At 42.6% G+C, this 15,469-nt stretch carries 16 protein-coding genes; 5 read left to right on the forward strand and 11 right to left on the reverse strand.

Features of this window, described 5'->3' with window-relative positions; genetic code table 11:
* The first annotated feature begins 105 nt into the window (after positions 1 to 105).
* A complete protein-coding gene (locus tag IM676_RS01875) occupies positions 106 to 789 on the forward strand; it encodes a conjugal transfer protein TrbI (protein ID WP_200988729.1) in 684 nt (227 codons plus the stop codon).
* 113 nt (positions 790 to 902) lie between these two features.
* Here IM676_RS01875 and IM676_RS01880 read toward each other — a convergent pair whose 3' ends face one another.
* The 11 genes from IM676_RS01880 to IM676_RS01930 form a co-directional block, all read right to left on the reverse strand.
* Positions 903 to 1,379: an SH3 domain-containing protein gene (locus IM676_RS01880; protein ID WP_200988730.1), complete on the reverse strand. Its 477-nt coding sequence runs from the start codon at positions 1,377 to 1,379 to the stop codon at positions 903 to 905.
* A 227-nt stretch (positions 1,380 to 1,606) separates the two neighbouring features.
* The gene (locus tag IM676_RS01885; RefSeq protein WP_200988731.1) at positions 1,607 to 3,139 is read right to left on the reverse strand and encodes an ABC transporter ATP-binding protein/permease; all 1,533 of its coding nucleotides are present in this window, start codon (positions 3,137 to 3,139) and stop codon (positions 1,607 to 1,609) included.
* Between the two features lie 309 nt (positions 3,140 to 3,448).
* Positions 3,449 to 4,822 (reverse strand): Ig-like domain-containing protein, encoded by a 1,374-nt coding sequence (locus tag IM676_RS01890; protein WP_200988732.1) that lies wholly within the window; start codon positions 4,820 to 4,822, stop codon positions 3,449 to 3,451.
* 416 nt (positions 4,823 to 5,238) lie between these two features.
* Complete coding sequence (locus IM676_RS01895; protein ID WP_200988733.1) at positions 5,239 to 6,756, reverse strand: AAA family ATPase; 1,518 nt, start codon at positions 6,754 to 6,756, stop codon at positions 5,239 to 5,241.
* A gap of 128 nt (positions 6,757 to 6,884) precedes the next feature.
* Positions 6,885 to 7,391, reverse strand: a complete 507-nt coding sequence (locus IM676_RS01900; RefSeq protein ID WP_200988734.1) for a YceD family protein — start codon at positions 7,389 to 7,391, stop codon at positions 6,885 to 6,887.
* A gap of 90 nt (positions 7,392 to 7,481) precedes the next feature.
* Positions 7,482 to 8,003, reverse strand: a complete 522-nt coding sequence (locus IM676_RS01905) for a Jag family protein (RefSeq protein WP_200988735.1) — start codon at positions 8,001 to 8,003, stop codon at positions 7,482 to 7,484.
* A complete protein-coding gene (yidC, locus tag IM676_RS01910) occupies positions 8,003 to 9,145 on the reverse strand; it encodes a membrane protein insertase YidC (protein ID WP_200988736.1) in 1,143 nt (380 codons plus the stop codon). Before yidC ends, IM676_RS01905 begins: the two co-directional genes overlap by 1 nt.
* A gap of 243 nt (positions 9,146 to 9,388) precedes the next feature.
* A complete protein-coding gene (locus tag IM676_RS01915; protein ID WP_200988737.1) occupies positions 9,389 to 9,781 on the reverse strand; it encodes a PH domain-containing protein in 393 nt (130 codons plus the stop codon).
* Positions 9,768 to 10,184, reverse strand: coding sequence for a ribonuclease P protein component (gene rnpA / locus IM676_RS01920; protein WP_200988738.1), 417 nt, complete (start codon positions 10,182 to 10,184; stop codon positions 9,768 to 9,770). Before rnpA ends, IM676_RS01915 begins: the two co-directional genes overlap by 14 nt.
* Positions 10,185 to 10,205: 21 nt before the next feature.
* Complete coding sequence (rpmH, locus tag IM676_RS01925; RefSeq protein WP_089091234.1) at positions 10,206 to 10,340, reverse strand: 50S ribosomal protein L34; 135 nt, start codon at positions 10,338 to 10,340, stop codon at positions 10,206 to 10,208.
* Between the two features lie 199 nt (positions 10,341 to 10,539).
* Positions 10,540 to 11,100 carry a DUF2808 domain-containing protein gene (locus IM676_RS01930; protein WP_404799814.1) on the reverse strand — a complete coding sequence of 187 codons (561 nt, stop codon included), beginning with the start codon at positions 11,098 to 11,100 and terminating at the stop codon, positions 10,540 to 10,542.
* 371 nt (positions 11,101 to 11,471) lie between these two features.
* Here IM676_RS01930 and IM676_RS01935 point away from each other — a divergent pair, with 371 nt between their 5' ends.
* From IM676_RS01935 to IM676_RS01950, 4 genes are all read left to right on the forward strand, one after another.
* On the forward strand, positions 11,472 to 12,638 hold the full coding sequence (locus IM676_RS01935) for a Re/Si-specific NAD(P)(+) transhydrogenase subunit alpha (RefSeq protein ID WP_200988739.1): 1,167 nt from the start codon (positions 11,472 to 11,474) through the stop codon (positions 12,636 to 12,638).
* A 16-nt stretch (positions 12,639 to 12,654) separates the two neighbouring features.
* Positions 12,655 to 12,948 carry an NAD(P) transhydrogenase subunit alpha gene (locus IM676_RS01940; RefSeq protein WP_200988740.1) on the forward strand — a complete coding sequence of 98 codons (294 nt, stop codon included), beginning with the start codon at positions 12,655 to 12,657 and terminating at the stop codon, positions 12,946 to 12,948.
* Complete coding sequence (locus IM676_RS01945; RefSeq protein ID WP_200988741.1) at positions 12,945 to 14,354, forward strand: NAD(P)(+) transhydrogenase (Re/Si-specific) subunit beta; 1,410 nt, start codon at positions 12,945 to 12,947, stop codon at positions 14,352 to 14,354. Before IM676_RS01940 ends, IM676_RS01945 begins: the two co-directional genes overlap by 4 nt.
* Before the next feature lie 200 nt (positions 14,355 to 14,554).
* On the forward strand, positions 14,555 to 15,418 hold the full coding sequence (locus tag IM676_RS01950) for an acyl-CoA desaturase (protein WP_200988742.1): 864 nt from the start codon (positions 14,555 to 14,557) through the stop codon (positions 15,416 to 15,418).
* The last annotated feature ends 51 nt before the right edge of the window (positions 15,419 to 15,469 follow it).

A 15,469-nucleotide genomic window follows, 5' to 3' on the forward strand; every position in this document is an offset into this window, starting at 1 on the left:
TCTTTAACTCCAGATTAACACCGGTCAGTCACGTTCAAACACACCAGAAACAATGATCATCAATACCTCGTCAGATCGGGTACAGACATTCAGCACAAGCATCTTATGAATACTCTTTACCAGTGGAAATATCAGAGCGCCGCACTTTTAGCAGCAGTTACTACTACTGTTGCTCCCATGATGATTGCCTATGCTCCTGCTCATGCTGCCCAGTGTAATACTGCCCAAACTAGAACAGTCACAATTCCAGCTAACGCTGGCGTAAGTCTCCCCGTAACACATGAAAACCAGAGAGTTGTTGTGGAACGTGGGGAAACATTAAACCTGACATTGAAAATATCAAACGACATCATCGATGGTCGCAGAAACATCTTAATTCCCAGAAACACTGAAGTTATAGGACAGCTAGAACCTGTATATTTCGATAACCGCAACAGAGATAGTAACAATGTTAGAGGTGTAAGGTTCGTGGCCAGGGAGTTAGTCTTTGCTGATGGCTGTCGCCAATCAATTAATGCTTCCTCTGGGATAATTACCAGAACTGAAAAAATTACTAAAAATGATACCGGCAGAGTATTGACAGATGCGGCTATTGGCGCTGGTGCTGCTACGGCAATTTCATTAATTACAGGTAACCGCAGAGTGGAAATCTTAGAACCAGTGGGGGGTGCTGCAGCTGGTGCTTTAGCTAGTGTATTGCTACGGAAAAAAGAAGTTGAAGCATTCGTTTTAAGACCCGAACAAGATTTGAGGCTGGGACTCAATTCCAATTTAGTTATCAACTTCTAGATTGACTATTATCCTTGAGCGATGGCCACTGCACCATAAGATGGCGGGCGATCGCTTAATTTTTTAGCTGCAATCTGCTGTAAGTTTGATGCTAGCTTTTGAGCCAAAATGAATTAATCAATCCGTTGTGTATTACCTATTCTTACCCAACCTTCTTGTTGGCTTTGGGTGCGGATTTTTTGCCATCTTTTATCCTGACTTTCCGCCAAAATAATCAATTCTTCATTCACAGCCACCCCAGCCACACGGGGAGCATCCAAACTTGGTTCAGATCGCACACTCAACCCCTCAGCCCATGTTACACGTCCTCGGTAGGCTCCCTCTGGTAATGTTTCCTCTGGAGTTTCCTCGGGAGTTTTCTCGGGAGTTTCTGGGTTTACATCCTCATTATTATTATCTGATACATCTGTTACCTGAGTTATTTCAGGGGCTGGTTCTGGCAAAGAGGGACGATCATTGACAAAAATAGGTTTAGGCGGGGAGATTAAATTGCGATTAATGAAATAGAATGCAACCGTCACACCGCTACCGATTAAAATGGCGATCGCTAAAAAAACTCCTAAGATAAATTTTAGTAAACTAGACAGCACAGTTAAAACCTCATCGTCAATGGTCAATAGTCAATAGTAATTCATAATTAAATATTGACCACTCCGATAAAAAATGTACTGGAGCAGCCAGTGTAAAATTACGGTAACTTGATGATAAAAAAAGTGAGCGCCGCCTTACTATTGCTAATTATTCATGAAGGCTTTGATACACAGGATGCAGAAAGATGCGATCGCATCTGACTTTGCTCGTATCCTTACTGTTACCCCTAGCCTGATAGAACTTCCCGACGATAAGCCAATTGTGCTAGCACCCCTGCAACGACTGTCCACCATAGTAACCACAGGATATGAACTAGGGGGTAGTTGTCAAACTTAAAAATTATGCTGTTCGATATTTGGAAATTGGCTTGACCTATCCAAGCGATCAATTGACCGTAATGATAAGCAGGGGAATAAAGAACCAATTGCTCAAACCAAGGTTGAGGAAACAAACTGGTTGGGTTCCATCCTACTGTTAACAAAATCAAAGCTATAACTATCAGACTCACCCACCGGACAGACTCAGGTTTAAAGAGATATCCCAAGGTGAAGCTGAAAATAGCAAAGGGAACAATGGCTAATAGTAGGATTAGACTTAACCAGAGCATCCAGGGTTCAAATATCAATGCTGGTTTGTGATGTACCAAGCTCTCCACCTCTGCGGTAATCAGAGATAATCCACTCATTGTTAAAGCCAGCAATGAAAAAATCCCTACTTTGGCGGCAAGATATGTTGTAAAGGGAAGTGGCGTGATTCGGATGAGTTTTAACCAACCGCGATCGCGTTCTGAGGCAATTTTCAAACAGAACTGAGTAATACAAAGAAAAAGAATCAAGGCACTTAAAGAAATTGATACATAGGCTTGGAAGGATTCTTGGCTAGATTTATCAAGAAAGAAGCCAATGGCAATCGCTGAAATAGCACTCCCCAGCACAGTATCGATTTTGCGAAAACCTTGTAACATCTCAGCATAGAACTGTCCCCAAAAGGCTTTGGAATTGCTGATAAAATTGTTTTCTTGATAGTCACTGCTAGCTGGAGAATGTTGTGGAGAATTGTCTGTGCTGTTAACAACAGCTAGAAGGTCTTGATAGCGAGGTGAGGAAATTTCTTGAATTTTTCCATGACTTGGTTCTAATATCAGTTCCCGTGTCACTAAATCAGCAATTTCATCACAATCTTGTTGACTGTGGCTAATGGCGATAATGGTTTTTCCTTGGCTATGGAATTCCCGAACTTGCTTCCAGAAATTTTCACGAGCTTCTTGACTAAGATTATTAGTAGGTTCATCAAGAATGAGTAAATCTGGGTTTCCCACAATCGCTAATGCAAAATATAAAGATTGAGCTTGTCCCCCAGCTAAGGTGGTTGCATAATCGTTTTGTTTTGTGTCTAAACGCGATCGATTGATGGTATCTTCAAGTTCCAGGGGTTGGGGATAGTAACTCCGAAATAGCTGAATAGTTTCTTTGACAGTGAGATATTCCACAGGTTTTGCCCGTTGTAACATCGTCCCCAGTCTTAAATGAGATTTCGGATCTTGTGGTGATTTACCAAAAACTTCAATAGCTCCCTGATTGGGAGATTGTAATCCACACAACAGGTTTACTAAAGTAGTTTTCCCAGAGCCATTATCCCCACGCAGTAAAATAAATTCTCCGCACAGAATATCTAGGTTAATATCGTCTAAGACGTTCTGCTTTTTTTGAGCAATCACATAGGTTTTTGTAACATTCTCGAGCTTAATAACTGATTTCATGATGATTAGTGAAAGAGATGAAGGAAATCAATTTTTTCGATAACAAACCAAATTCCTGCTCCTGCAAGTAAAGCTTGTCCCACTGGAATTCCTAAGAAAGTTATTAAGGTTAAACTGACTATTACAGCTATTACTATTATGGGCGGTGGAAATGGTGGTGGTGGTGGGGGACAAGTTGAGTTAATGCAAATTTGGTGAGGAAGTAAAGCTAAAAGCAAAACAAAAATTGTAATCCCTCCCACAATTTTGACTAAGGATGGGGGAAGTCCGAATATTTTTTTTGGGTTTTCCATGATAAAAAAATGCTTATCAATTTACATTTTCAACGAACCAGCAATATCCCCAGGCTGCCGCACTTCCGATACCAACTGCGAATGGCGGGGGAACCGTTAATACAGATACGCCCACGGTAGTTATGCCTCCAACGATGACCGCTGTTTCTCGGCTACACAAGCGTGTCACCTCCACACTTGCCGTATCTGTTTTACTGGAATCAGTAATGGATTTCACTGAGATATGTGCTGTACCTTTTTTTTGTCCCGTAATTACACCATCCTGTTTCACCTCAACTATTTCGGGATCATCGGATTCCCAGGAAAGTTCTTTCTTAAAATCACCTTCTCCTTCCAACTTGACTTGAAATTGAAATGTATCGTTTATTCCCAGTTTTTTTTCTCGTGGTTCCAAGTGGAGACCCGTGATAATGGGTTCTGAAACTTTTAATTCAAACGCAGTAGACTTGTTGGGATCTAAATTCGATATCCCAACAATCTTAGTTGTTCCAGGATTGAGCGCTAATAGTTGACCTTGGCCAGAAATGCTAGCAATAGTGAGATCCTCTGATGACCAAGATACGGTGAGATCGGCTGGAGTACAGTTACCTTGACATTCAACATTAACTTTTACCGTACCTTGTGTGCCCACATAAAGCTGCTCTGGTTTATCCACCAATTGAATGGCTGTGATTTGAGGTGGATTTTCTAAAATTTCTACCGGGATAGTCTGGGTGAGTCGTTTATCTTTGTTCCACACTCCTGTGATTTCAGTTTTTCCGGGTTTTAAGGCTTTTACCTGATTAGAGCTATCAATTTCAAGCAGGCTATGATTCTTAATCTTCCACGAGAGAGATTTATCTGTTAACCAGGTAAGACCCTCAATTTTGACTTCTAATTTACGGGTTTTGCCTGCTTTGATCCGTAACTGTTGGGGGTTAACGGCTAACTTGGGTAAAACTTCAACTGGAATACTATAGGCTGGTAGATTGTTTCCTTTAGATTGATTTTCTTGAATATCAAACTTAACCTGAACTTCAGTGGTTCCCACTGACCTAGCTACAACATGAGCTTGATTACCTTGTTTTTCGATTGCTACCTTGGAGTTACTTGAACTCCAATCGAATTTTGGGGTATTGGAACCAATATTGCGTATTTGAGCGGTGAGGGTGGCTTGCTCACCTAATGTAATCTCTAAACGTTCAGGGTGAACAGAAGTTATCCAGCATTCTGTTTGTTTACCTTGCTGCCACCATAGGATAGGATTGCAGCTCTGTTGAGAAATGATAGTGTAAGCTACTAGAGATACTGTCCAGAGGATAAATATACCAATAAGTATTTGCGATCGTCGGAATAGACTCTCCAGAAAATTAGGCTTAACCGAAGAACTTGAGGGAGCTTGAGAAGTCATGAGAAACTCTCATTATTAAAGTTTGCATCCACAGTTTGATTACATACTATATCATTACTTGCTGTATCAAGCTACTCTTAAATTTCGCAATACCATTGTGCCAGGTTCTTCGATAGAATCCGAGTAAATACGTAAAAAATATAAATTGATTAAGTAGGGTTTTCCATTTTTAACCCAAGGTTTCCAGATAAGTTTATACATATATATACATCCCCAATAAAGAATGTGGAGGGGTGCCATTAAAATTTTTTACAACCGTTGGGAAAAATTATTAAGTAGGTCAACATTCAACAACGTAAAATGTGGATAGAGATTGCTTCACTCCACTTCGTTCCGTATGGCTAACGCCAAGCTTCGCTAACGCAATGACGTTTTATCTTTAATTAAGTACGTTGACCTACTTAACATCCGAATGATTAATTACGTAACTTACCGAAAGTATCACCCAAAATATTGTGTTTCGAGGCTAAACGAGCTCTCCCAGATGCAGCCCACGCTTGTAGTTGTTGGATTTGTTCCACAGCTGTACGCGCCAAGGGTATAATCTGGCTGGCAGCTTCGAGAATGTCATCAGTAGTGAAATCCCGGTTTTGACTAAATCCAATGTGCATGGCTTCAATCAAAGTTTGCTCAATTTCGGCTCCGGAAAAATCCGGCGTTTCATAAGCTAGTCTGTCAAGATCATAACCTTTCAAATTATGGGGGCGCAATCGGGATAAATGAACATTGAAAATTGCTTTTCTCTCCTCTTGAGTAGGTAAACCCACAAAGAAAATTTCATCAAATCGCCCTTTACGCAACATTTCTGGTGGTAGGGATTGGATATCGTTAGCAGTGGAAACAACAAATACAGGTGAGGTTTTTTCAGCTAACCAGGTAATAAAAGTACCAAATACACGGCTAGTAGTACCTGCATCACCTTTACTACCCAGTCCGGAAAAAGCCTTATCAATCTCATCAATCCACAATACACAGGGGGCGAGGGCTTCTGCTACCTGAATCATTTGGCGAGTCCGTGATTCTGATTCACCCACTAAACCACCAAATAAGCGTCCTACATCTAAACGTAACAGGGGTAAATGCCAGTGATGGGCGATAGCTTTTGCTGTTAAAGATTTACCAGTTCCTTGAATACCTAATAACATTAAACCCCGGGGGTGGGGTAATCCGTACTGTCGCGCCTGATCAGTAAATGAGCCTCCCCGACGCAGTAACCAATCTTTGAGGTTATCTAGTCCCCCTATATCAGAAATTTGCTCAGTGGCGGGGTAAAAGTCCAGGATTTGGGTTTGGCGGATAGTTTGGCGCTTTTCCTCCAAAACTAAGTCTACATCCTCTGGCTGTAATTCTCCATGGGATGCGATCGCTCTAGCTAAAACCCGCCGAATCCTGTCCATAGACAGCCCTTGACAGGAACGCACCAAGTCATCGATAATTTTCCCAGATAGGGAGTAATTACCACTAGTTTGTAGTAACCTTTCCACCTCAGCTTTAATTTCCGAGGCGCTGGGTAAAGGAAACTCTACCACCGTCAGCACTTCAGTTAAATCATCAGGAATAGCAACCCGCGGCGACAGCAACACCAGATTTTTGGGTTGAGACTTGAGGAGTCTAGCTAAGTTGCGAAGTTTGCGGGCAATAGCTACATCATCTAAAAACCGATGATAATCCCGTAAAATCAAGACAGCTGGGGCAGAAGCTGGCAGCTTTTCCACAAATTCCAAAGCCTGCAAAGGGTTGCGCTTGCCAAACCCAGCATCATTGGGGTTACCCTGGTAGCCATCCACAAAATCCCAGGTGTATACAGGGCGGTTTCCTAGGTTGGCCGCTGCTGTCCCTATTGCGGCTTCCACTCGTTCCTCCTCATAAGTAGGGATATAAATCAAGGGGTAGCGGGCCCGTAGTAACAATTTAAATTCTTCACCAAAGTTCATAATTTGTCAAAATTTAAAAATATATATTTGTTGAAAAAACCCGGCTATCAGCAACCGGGTTCATGTTTGGTTCAACCAATCAATCAATTTTCAGGGTGAGTACAAGCATTACAACCTCAAACATTTACTCACCCCGGAAGTTGCTTTTTAAAAGCTTCCAGAGAAGCCCAACGACTATCAACAGGCTGATCTGAACTATCCACCTTACCACTCACAATACCCGGACAATTGAGGTGACAAAGCTGGCGCTGAGGTAATTCTAAGCACATCTGCTCATATAACCATTCACTCGGATAAAAATAACCATGAGGCGAGAGGGTTTCTAACAAATCTTCCATCAATACTTCCCTCTCTAAAGGTAAATCCTGTGTTTGATTAGCACCCTCATCTAACCAAATCACTTCTTTGGTATTCACTATTAAACGATGGTTGTATTGCTGCAAACAACGGTTACAAGTACAAGTAACAATTGTTTCTGCTTGCCCAGAGACTTCCAAGTAATTACCATGATGTTCTACCCGCAAGCGGCCGCGAACAGGTGTTAAGGTTTCCAAACCAGGGAGAAACTCTTTAACCTCGATTTCCTCTTTCCCCTCGGGGGCTTTGGTAAGTTGCGGAATAAAAATTGCGTCCATAGGATTTCGACATAATCAATAAAAGTTATATTGTCCTGTCCATATAACTTTGTTTGAGCTGTTGTTTGAGCTTTTATATTCCCACCCCGATTATTCAACTGTCGGCGGGGCTGGACAGACCACCAAATGACGGTGGGGCTCTCTACCACGGCTAAAAGTTTGCAAATCTGCAAATTCTTGGAAGAAAGAATGGATTTGCCGCCTTTCAGCAGCACTGAGAGACTTTATTTCTACTTCCCTCCCAGAAGTGCGTACTTCCTCTGCTGCTGCTTGTGCCAAAGCGAGAATTTCCTCTTGTCTTGTCACCCGGTAGCCATTCAACTCAATGGTATAAGAGGCTTGTGACCCTGGTGGTTGCTTGAGGTTGAGCACCGAATTAGCTAAATACTGAATTGCATCCAGCACTGAACCATTAGCACCAATTAAAACTTGGATTTGTTTGTCGGTCAGGTTAGTGTGATCAATGGTCAACCAGTAGCTATCTGCTTCTGGGGAATTTTCTTGATCAGGGGTAATTTCTAAATTACCTTGAATTTCCGCAGGTGTCCCTGTTAGTTGCAGCAGGGTTTTTAACCACTGCTGCCCTCTGTGCATCCGACTGTCAAGCATCATCAACCTGTAGTCTTTTTCTTAGAACTTTTGGGCTCAAATGGTAAAGTTTTCTGTTCTGCTGCTGCTTCTTTCTCTTGGGTAGCTACAATTTCTTGTAGTCCCTCCGGTAGAGGTTCACGGGAAAGAATATAAGTTTGGGCAGTTTGGAAAATATTACCAATCACCATATACATTAATACCCCAGCTGGTAGGGGGAAAAACAAAAACATTCCAGAAAATATAACTGGTGTGATTTTGTTGACTGTATCTTGTTGGGGGTTACCACCAGCCGAATTCTGTCCAGAAATCATTTGGCTGACATAAAGGCTGATCCCAAAAAATATGATCATCGAGACAATATCCCAGTGGACTTTACCATCAGGATCTATAGCACCAACTCTTCCTAAGGCTTCAATAAACAAAAATCCTTTCTGTGCTGCTAGTCCAGGAATTGAGCCTTGAATTGTCACATCTCCGGGTGACAAAGCTTCCAGATTCCCCTGGGCATCTATTTTGACCCTTTCTTCGCCTTTGATAACTTTCCATTCAGGAACCAGGTTATTTTCTGGGTGTTCTGCTAAAAGCGCCTCAAATGGTTTGCCTTCAAGAGTTTGATATTGGATCTTAGTTTTTTCTCCTAGGGCTAATTTGTTACCCCCGGGTAGAATAGCTGTGACCCTAACGTGTTCTCCATCAGCAATGTAGATGTTTTGGGGAGCAGTAGCAAAAGCCTGGGGTTGAATGCGTTCAATTTGTTCAGCCGGAAAAACTTGCAGGTTAACGCTGTAGTTAGCACCGGCAAAAGGTGACCCCCGCAATGTCGCAAACAGGGCTAGCAAGACTGGCATTTGCAGCAATAGGGGCAGACATCCTGCCAAGGGGTTGCCAAATTCTTTTTGGACATTAACCATTTCCTCTTGCTGCTTTTGCGGATCGTCCTTATACCGCTGTTTAATTTCTGCCATCCGCTTCTGCATGAGAGGTTGTACAATTCGCATTTTTCGCATATTACGAATTGAACCAGCACTCAGGGGATAGAGCGCGAAGCGGATTATCAATGTCAAGGCAACGATCGCCAATCCATAGCTAGGCACAATTCCATAGAAAAAATCTATGATTGGCAGCATCACGTTGTTTGAGAGAAACCCGATACCAAAATCCATTATTCTGAATTCAACCTGAGTTACTGTAAACTACTCTGAATTGGAAATACTCCTACACTTTTAGTGTGTAGGGGCTTGCCAAGAGCACCCGGCTATTGCTCAGGAAGCTCTTAGCTGTGAGGACCCAATGCCCTACCGTTCTATTTTTTATATTTATAGCTTACTAGATTCAAGTAAATGTTACCTTTGCTAGTCCCTTCTATTTTTGAGAGACGCGACGCGTCGCATCTCTACCCTTCCCTATTACTTGTTAGCAGCACCGCCATATAGGGGATTTTTAGCTTTAACTCTTTCATTGATGTAGTCATAAGTCTGGCGGAAATTGGGAACAGCCCGCATTTCTAGGCGACTACCATTTCTGAGGGTTAATACCATATCTCCCCAAAAGCCCAGTCCACGGGGAACTTTGACAATTTTGACAATCTCTGAATAGATGATATCAGTGCGATCGCCTCCTCTCCAACCTCCCGTGACGGAAATCCTGCGGTCAGTGATACGGAAGCGCAGCCATAATGCTCTGACTATTGCTCCTACAGTCAATGGAATCCCGACCACAGTCAGTCCAATCAACAGATTCAGGATTAAGTCCCCGATGTGGGGGCCTCCCTCATAATAAACTTCTTCACGAATGCCCATCAAACACCTCTGCTTTTTCCAACAACTCCTTTAATTCTTGCAGAAATTGTTGGCTTCCGCACTTAGATTCTGCTGCTGTTGGTTTGACAACAATCACTAAACGCCAACCTGGAAACAATTTTGGCAATAACTGATGCAACGCAGCTGTAATCTGGCGCTTGATCCGGTTGCGAACTACTGCTTTTTTACTGACTTTCGTGCTAATAGAAACGCCAAATTTTGTGCTTGATTTTGTGCTTGATAGTGCTTGATCAGTGGTTGCAGTATCCAAGGAAGGCTTTTTCAACCCTGAAGGTTTTAAAGCTCTCAACGTCAAATGAGAACTGTGACGACGAATTCCTTCCCGGAAAACTGCTTGGAAATCTTTTCGAGATTTTAATCGATTTGCTTTGGGCAAAGCCACATCTGCTGTTCTTGAAATTTCCTAAACGCTCAGACGATGACGTCCCCTTTTTCTTCTAGCCCGGATGACATTTCTTCCGGTTGGTGTCTGCATCCTAGCCCGAAAACCAGAAGTTCTTTTTCTTTTACGGCAAGTGCCGCCCAGGGTCCTCTTCATCCTCTTCTCCTCTTAGGCGATTTTTATAAAAAGTTACAATCCCTAACTATATCACTTCCCGACTTAAAAATGATATTTATTTTTAAATGTTTTATTTAAATGTTTTAAATGTCCTCAACAATTAATCGGGCGGGTAATCAAGCTCATCTGTGATGGCGTCCCCAGGGTAGTCATACCCGCCCCTAGTCGCAATGTTTGCTTAAGAAATGTTCAAAACCCAGGTTCCTACATAACGCAGTAGTGGTAACTCCCCAGGAGAAAGAATCTGGCAGTTAAAATAGTACATTCCCCCAAAACTCGGTGTTTTGACATTTGACAGCACTAACTCAACTTCTCCTCCGGCTGGTATCGGCTCTTGGGGGAAAATTTCTATCAGGCGAGCTTCTTTGTTCCACTTCACTTGATCTAAAAGCACTTTTTTGCCTTTGACTGTAACCTCTACCTTGTTCGGGTCGAAACTTCCTTGGTAATAATCTGGGTAGCTTACCACAAACTTGATGGCTGCTAAGTTCATTTTTCTAGCTGGTATTCGCAGTCTGAATCGCTCCCAGGTATCAGCTTGTCCGCCAAAGTCTAATCTAAAGGGTAGCTGATTTTCACTTTTAACCCCCCCAAATAGGGTCAGTCCTGGTAAGCCTTGGGCTGCAGTTATGACTGGAAGCCCAGCTAGCAAAGAGCCAGTCACGGCTACAGCCGAAACCAGCTTGATCAACAGTCTACGATCATAACCGGGAAATTGTAATAAAAAAATTTTTTGCATGGTCTAGGCTTCCTCCACCAGAAAACAGGTTAGTGATATAAATAACTCAAATTGAGTCTTCTTAACTTAACTTTACTACTGACACCTGACTAGGTGACGTTAAATTCCAGCAAAAAGTGCCATCATCTAGAAAACTTTATCGAGGAATTGTAAAAATTTAGACTAAATAATCAAATCAAAGAAAATATGTAAAGAAAGAATACTAAAAATTTGCTGATGCCTAAAACAAACTAAAGAGAAACAGAAGAAATTAAGAATCAATTTAGGATTGGCAATATGTGAACCTATTGATAACCATCAGCTAATGTCCAATCAGGGGCTAGAACACAAAAAAGCAAAAGTATCGGTACTTCTTATGTGCAGGAGATTTCATGAAAATAGCAGTTGCTAAAGAAATAGAAGTTTGTGAACGACGTGTAGCCTTAAATCCCGACACCGTTACCCGGTTAGTCAAGCAAGGTTTGGAAGTATGGGTAGAAAAAGATGCGGGAGAAGGCTCTTTTTTTACCGATTCAGCCTATGAAGCAGCGGGAGCCACAGTTATTAGTGATCCAGGTAAATTATGGGGTGAAGCAGATATTCTGCTCAAAGTTAGCCCACCAAAACAGCGAGAAAATGGTAGCTCAGAAATAGAATTACTCACAGGGGGATCTGTATTAATCAGCTTCCTCAATCCTTTGGGGAATCCAGCAGTGGCCGAGGAACTGGCAAAGCGCCAAATTACAGCCTTGAGTATGGAGATGATTCCCCGGACAACCAGAGCTCAAAGTATGGATGCCTTATCTTCCCAAGCTTCACTAGCAGGATACAAAGCAGTATTAATTGCCGCAGCGGCATTACCTAAATATTTCCCCATGCTGACCACAGCCGCCGGCACGATCGCCCCTGCTAAAGTATTTATTATGGGGGCTGGTGTAGCGGGATTACAAGCGATCGCCACAGCCAGGCGCTTAGGCGCAGTGGTGGAAGCCTTTGATATTCGTCCCGCGGTCAAAGAAGAAGTGCAAAGTCTGGGGGCAAAATTCGTCGAGGTAAAACTGGAAGAAGAAACAACCGCAGCGGGGGGATATGCCAAAGAGATTTCCGAAGCTAGTAAACAACGTACTCAGGAAGTTGTGGCCGAACACGTCAAAAATGCTGATGTAGTCATTACCACAGCCCAAGTACCGGGGAGAAAAGCACCAAGACTAGTGACAGAGGAAATGGTAGCACAAATGAGACCGGGGTCAGTAATTGTGGATTTAGCAGCCGAACAGGGGGGAAACTGTGCCTACACCCAAGCAGGTAAAGATATTATCTGGAATGGGGTAACCATTATTGGCACGATTAATTTACCCTCATCAATGCCAATTCACGCCAGCCAGCTGTACTCTAAAAACTTGTCATCCTTACTGCAATTATTAATCAAAGATAAAACCTTACAGATAGATTTTGCTGACGATATCATTGATGCGGCTTGCATTACCCACGGCGGGGAAATTCGTAATCAAAGAGTGCGGGATGCACTCCAAGCCTTGAGTAGTCAAATGGGTAGTTAACAGGAGATATGAGTTCATGACCGAAGCATTACTCGCAGCGTTATTTGTATTTGTTTTGGCATCCTTTATTGGCTTTGAGGTCATCAACAAAATCCCACCGACATTACACACGCCCTTAATGTCAGGCTCCAATGCCATTTCTGGTATTGCGGTCTTAGGGGCAATTGTAGCTGCTGGCGCTAAAGATACCAATATATCAGTAATTCTCGGTTTAATTGCTGTGGTACTAGCGACAGTTAACGTTGTCGGTGGTTTTCTGGTCACAGATCGGATGTTGCAAATGTTCAAAAAAAAGGAAGTTAAGGCGTGACGGATTTTCTACCAACGGGGATTCAGCTGACATATTTAGTCGCTGCATCGTTATTTATTCTGGGTTTAAAAAAACTGGGTTCCCCAGCTACAGCACGCAACGGTAACGTGATCTCCGCTGTGGGAATGCTCTTAGCCATTGTCGCCACACTGTTAGATCAACAGGTACTCAACTATGAAATGATTTTAGTGGGCTTGGCTATTGGTGCGGGAATTGGTGCGATCGCTGCTTACAAAGTCCAAATGACGGAAATGCCCCAAATGGTGGGTTTACTCAATGGTTTAGGTGGTGCTGCTTCCGCACTCATCGCCGTTGCCGAGTTCTGGCGGTTAATTGGCAATGCTCAACCCATACCCCTAGATGTGAACATTTCCATTTTGCTAGATGTCCTCATCGGTGGTGTGACTTTAACTGGTAGTTTTATTGCCTTCGCCAAATTGCAAGGTTTAATCAGTGGGTCACCGATTAAATTACCTTTCCAGCAACCATTTAACCTCTTCCTACTGGCTGCTTACTTAGTCGGTAGTGTCTATTTAATCATCACACCCGACAGCTTACCCATATTCTTCGGGGTGGTAGGAGTTTCCTTAGTATTGGGTGTGATGTTCGTCCTCCCCATTGGTGGGGGGGATATGCCTGTAGTCATTTCTCTGTTAAACTCCCTGTCTGGGATAGCCGCCGCCGCCGCCGGGTTTGTGGTCATGAACAATATGTTGATTATCGCTGGCGCCTTGGTGGGGGCTTCTGGGTTAATCCTCACCCAGATTATGTGTAAAGCGATGAATCGTTCATTATTTAATGTCCTGTTTGGTGCCTTTGGTGGGAATGGGTCTGCTCCTACTGGTGGCGGTGCTACAGGTACTACAACCAATCAGACAGTCCGCAGCATTGACCCGGAAGAGGGAGCAATGATGTTAGGTTATGCTCGTAACGTGGTGATTGTCCCTGGTTATGGTATGGCTGTAGCCCAAGCCCAGCATACTGTACGGGAATTAGCAGATCAACTAGAACGCATGGGCGTTGATGTTAAGTATGCTATTCACCCCGTTGCTGGGAGAATGCCGGGGCATATGAACGTCTTACTCGCAGAAGCCAATGTCCCTTATACCCAGTTGTATGATATGGATGATATCAATCCCCAACTGGAAGGGGCGGATGTGGCTTTAGTGATTGGCGCCAATGATGTGGTCAATCCAGCAGCCCGCAGCGATACCAATAGTCCCATTTATGGTATGCCGATTTTGGAAGTAGATCGGGCCAAGCAGACAATTGTGATTAAGCGCGGCATGAGTACGGGTTTTGCCGGTGTAGATAATGAACTTTTCTACAAAGAAAAAACTACCATGCTCTTTGGTAGCGCCAAGGATATGGTTTCTAAGTTGGTTTCGGAAATCAAGCAGCTTTAGGTAATAATTGTCAACCTTTACTTGCCTTAGGGGTATGATCTTCCTAGGGCAAGTTTCTACCCAGAGGATTATTTGCGTAGATATCAATTTAATATGCCTAATGATAGAAGCTAATAAAAATATAAAATTTTGAAATTGAATTAAGTCTAGATGAGCAAAAATGCCTGATAATCAATATTGTGATTAATCAGTATGTCTATATGTTATCAAAACAAAAACGGCAAATAGATTTAGTAGGTAATATCCCTTTTATATCAGTTCATATTGCTGGTTTATTGATCTTTTCTGTAGGCTTTAGTTGGACTGCTTTAATTACTTGTCTATTACTGTGGTTTGTGCGGATGTTTGGAATTACCGCTGGATACCATCGCTATTTTTCACACCGGACTTATCAAACAACACGTTTTTTTCAATTTATTTTGGCTGTTTTAGGCAATGCTTCGGCGCAGTTGGGTCCATTATGGTGGGCTGCACACCATCGTCATCACCACAAATATGCAGATACAGAACAAGACATTCATTCCCCCGTTGTTCATGGTAGCTGGTGGTCTCATATTGGCTGGGTGGTATCTCCCCAATATTCTCAGACTGATGAATACCAGATCCGAGATTTTGCTAAATACCCAGAGTTACAGTATTTAAACCGGTTTCATATGGTAGTACCTCTGTTGCTGGCCATAACTGTGACTGTCATCGGCATATTATTTGAGATTTATCTTCCCAGTCTACAAACATCTGGTTTACAGATGCTTATTTGGGGGTTTTGTTTAAGTACTGTGCTGCTTTATCACTCGACTTTTACAATTAATTCTCTGGCTCATATCATTGGTTCCCGTCGTTTTCATACCTCAGATAATAGTCGCAATAATCTATTTTTAGCTTTAATTACTCTGGGTGAAGGTTGGCATAATAATCATCATTATTATCCTGCATCAGAACGTCAAGGCTTTTATTGGTGGGAAATAGATATTACTCATTACATTCTCACGGTGTTGTCATGGCTGGGAATTGTTTGGAATTTAAGAACTCCTCCTCCAAAAATTTATGACCAGTCTCATAGTTGAGCTACAAACTAGTGTCACCACCTTTTGGGATGTGATACTTGCGCCAACTCA

It is taken from the genome of Anabaenopsis elenkinii CCIBt3563 (assembly GCF_015245355.1).
In the GTDB taxonomy this organism is placed as follows: domain Bacteria; phylum Cyanobacteriota; class Cyanobacteriia; order Cyanobacteriales; family Nostocaceae; genus Anabaenopsis; species Anabaenopsis elenkinii.

Excerpts from the sequence above, each read along its gene's own strand:
- rpmH (WP_089091234.1), bottom strand. The coding sequence starts at position 10,340 with ATGAAGAGGACCCTGGGCGGCACTTGCCGTAAAAGAAAAAGAACTTCT.
- IM676_RS01890 (WP_200988732.1), bottom strand. The coding sequence starts at position 4,822 with ATGACTTCTCAAGCTCCCTCAAGTTCTTCGGTTAAGCCTAATTTTCTG.
- IM676_RS01900 (WP_200988734.1), bottom strand. The coding sequence starts at position 7,391 with ATGGACGCAATTTTTATTCCGCAACTTACCAAAGCCCCCGAGGGGAAA.
- IM676_RS01935 (WP_200988739.1), top strand. The coding sequence starts at position 11,472 with ATGAAAATAGCAGTTGCTAAAGAAATAGAAGTTTGTGAACGACGTGTA.
- IM676_RS01875 (WP_200988729.1), top strand. The coding sequence starts at position 106 with ATGAATACTCTTTACCAGTGGAAATATCAGAGCGCCGCACTTTTAGCA.
- IM676_RS01950 (WP_200988742.1), top strand. The coding sequence starts at position 14,555 with ATGTTATCAAAACAAAAACGGCAAATAGATTTAGTAGGTAATATCCCT.
- IM676_RS01885 (WP_200988731.1), bottom strand. The coding sequence starts at position 3,139 with ATGAAATCAGTTATTAAGCTCGAGAATGTTACAAAAACCTATGTGATT.
- IM676_RS01940 (WP_200988740.1), top strand. The coding sequence starts at position 12,655 with ATGACCGAAGCATTACTCGCAGCGTTATTTGTATTTGTTTTGGCATCC.
- IM676_RS01905 (WP_200988735.1), bottom strand. The coding sequence starts at position 8,003 with ATGATGCTTGACAGTCGGATGCACAGAGGGCAGCAGTGGTTAAAAACC.
- yidC (WP_200988736.1), bottom strand. The coding sequence starts at position 9,145 with ATGGATTTTGGTATCGGGTTTCTCTCAAACAACGTGATGCTGCCAATC.
- IM676_RS01930 (WP_404799814.1), bottom strand. The coding sequence starts at position 11,100 with ATGCAAAAAATTTTTTTATTACAATTTCCCGGTTATGATCGTAGACTG.
- IM676_RS01915 (WP_200988737.1), bottom strand. The coding sequence starts at position 9,781 with ATGGGCATTCGTGAAGAAGTTTATTATGAGGGAGGCCCCCACATCGGG.
- IM676_RS01895 (WP_200988733.1), bottom strand. The coding sequence starts at position 6,756 with ATGAACTTTGGTGAAGAATTTAAATTGTTACTACGGGCCCGCTACCCC.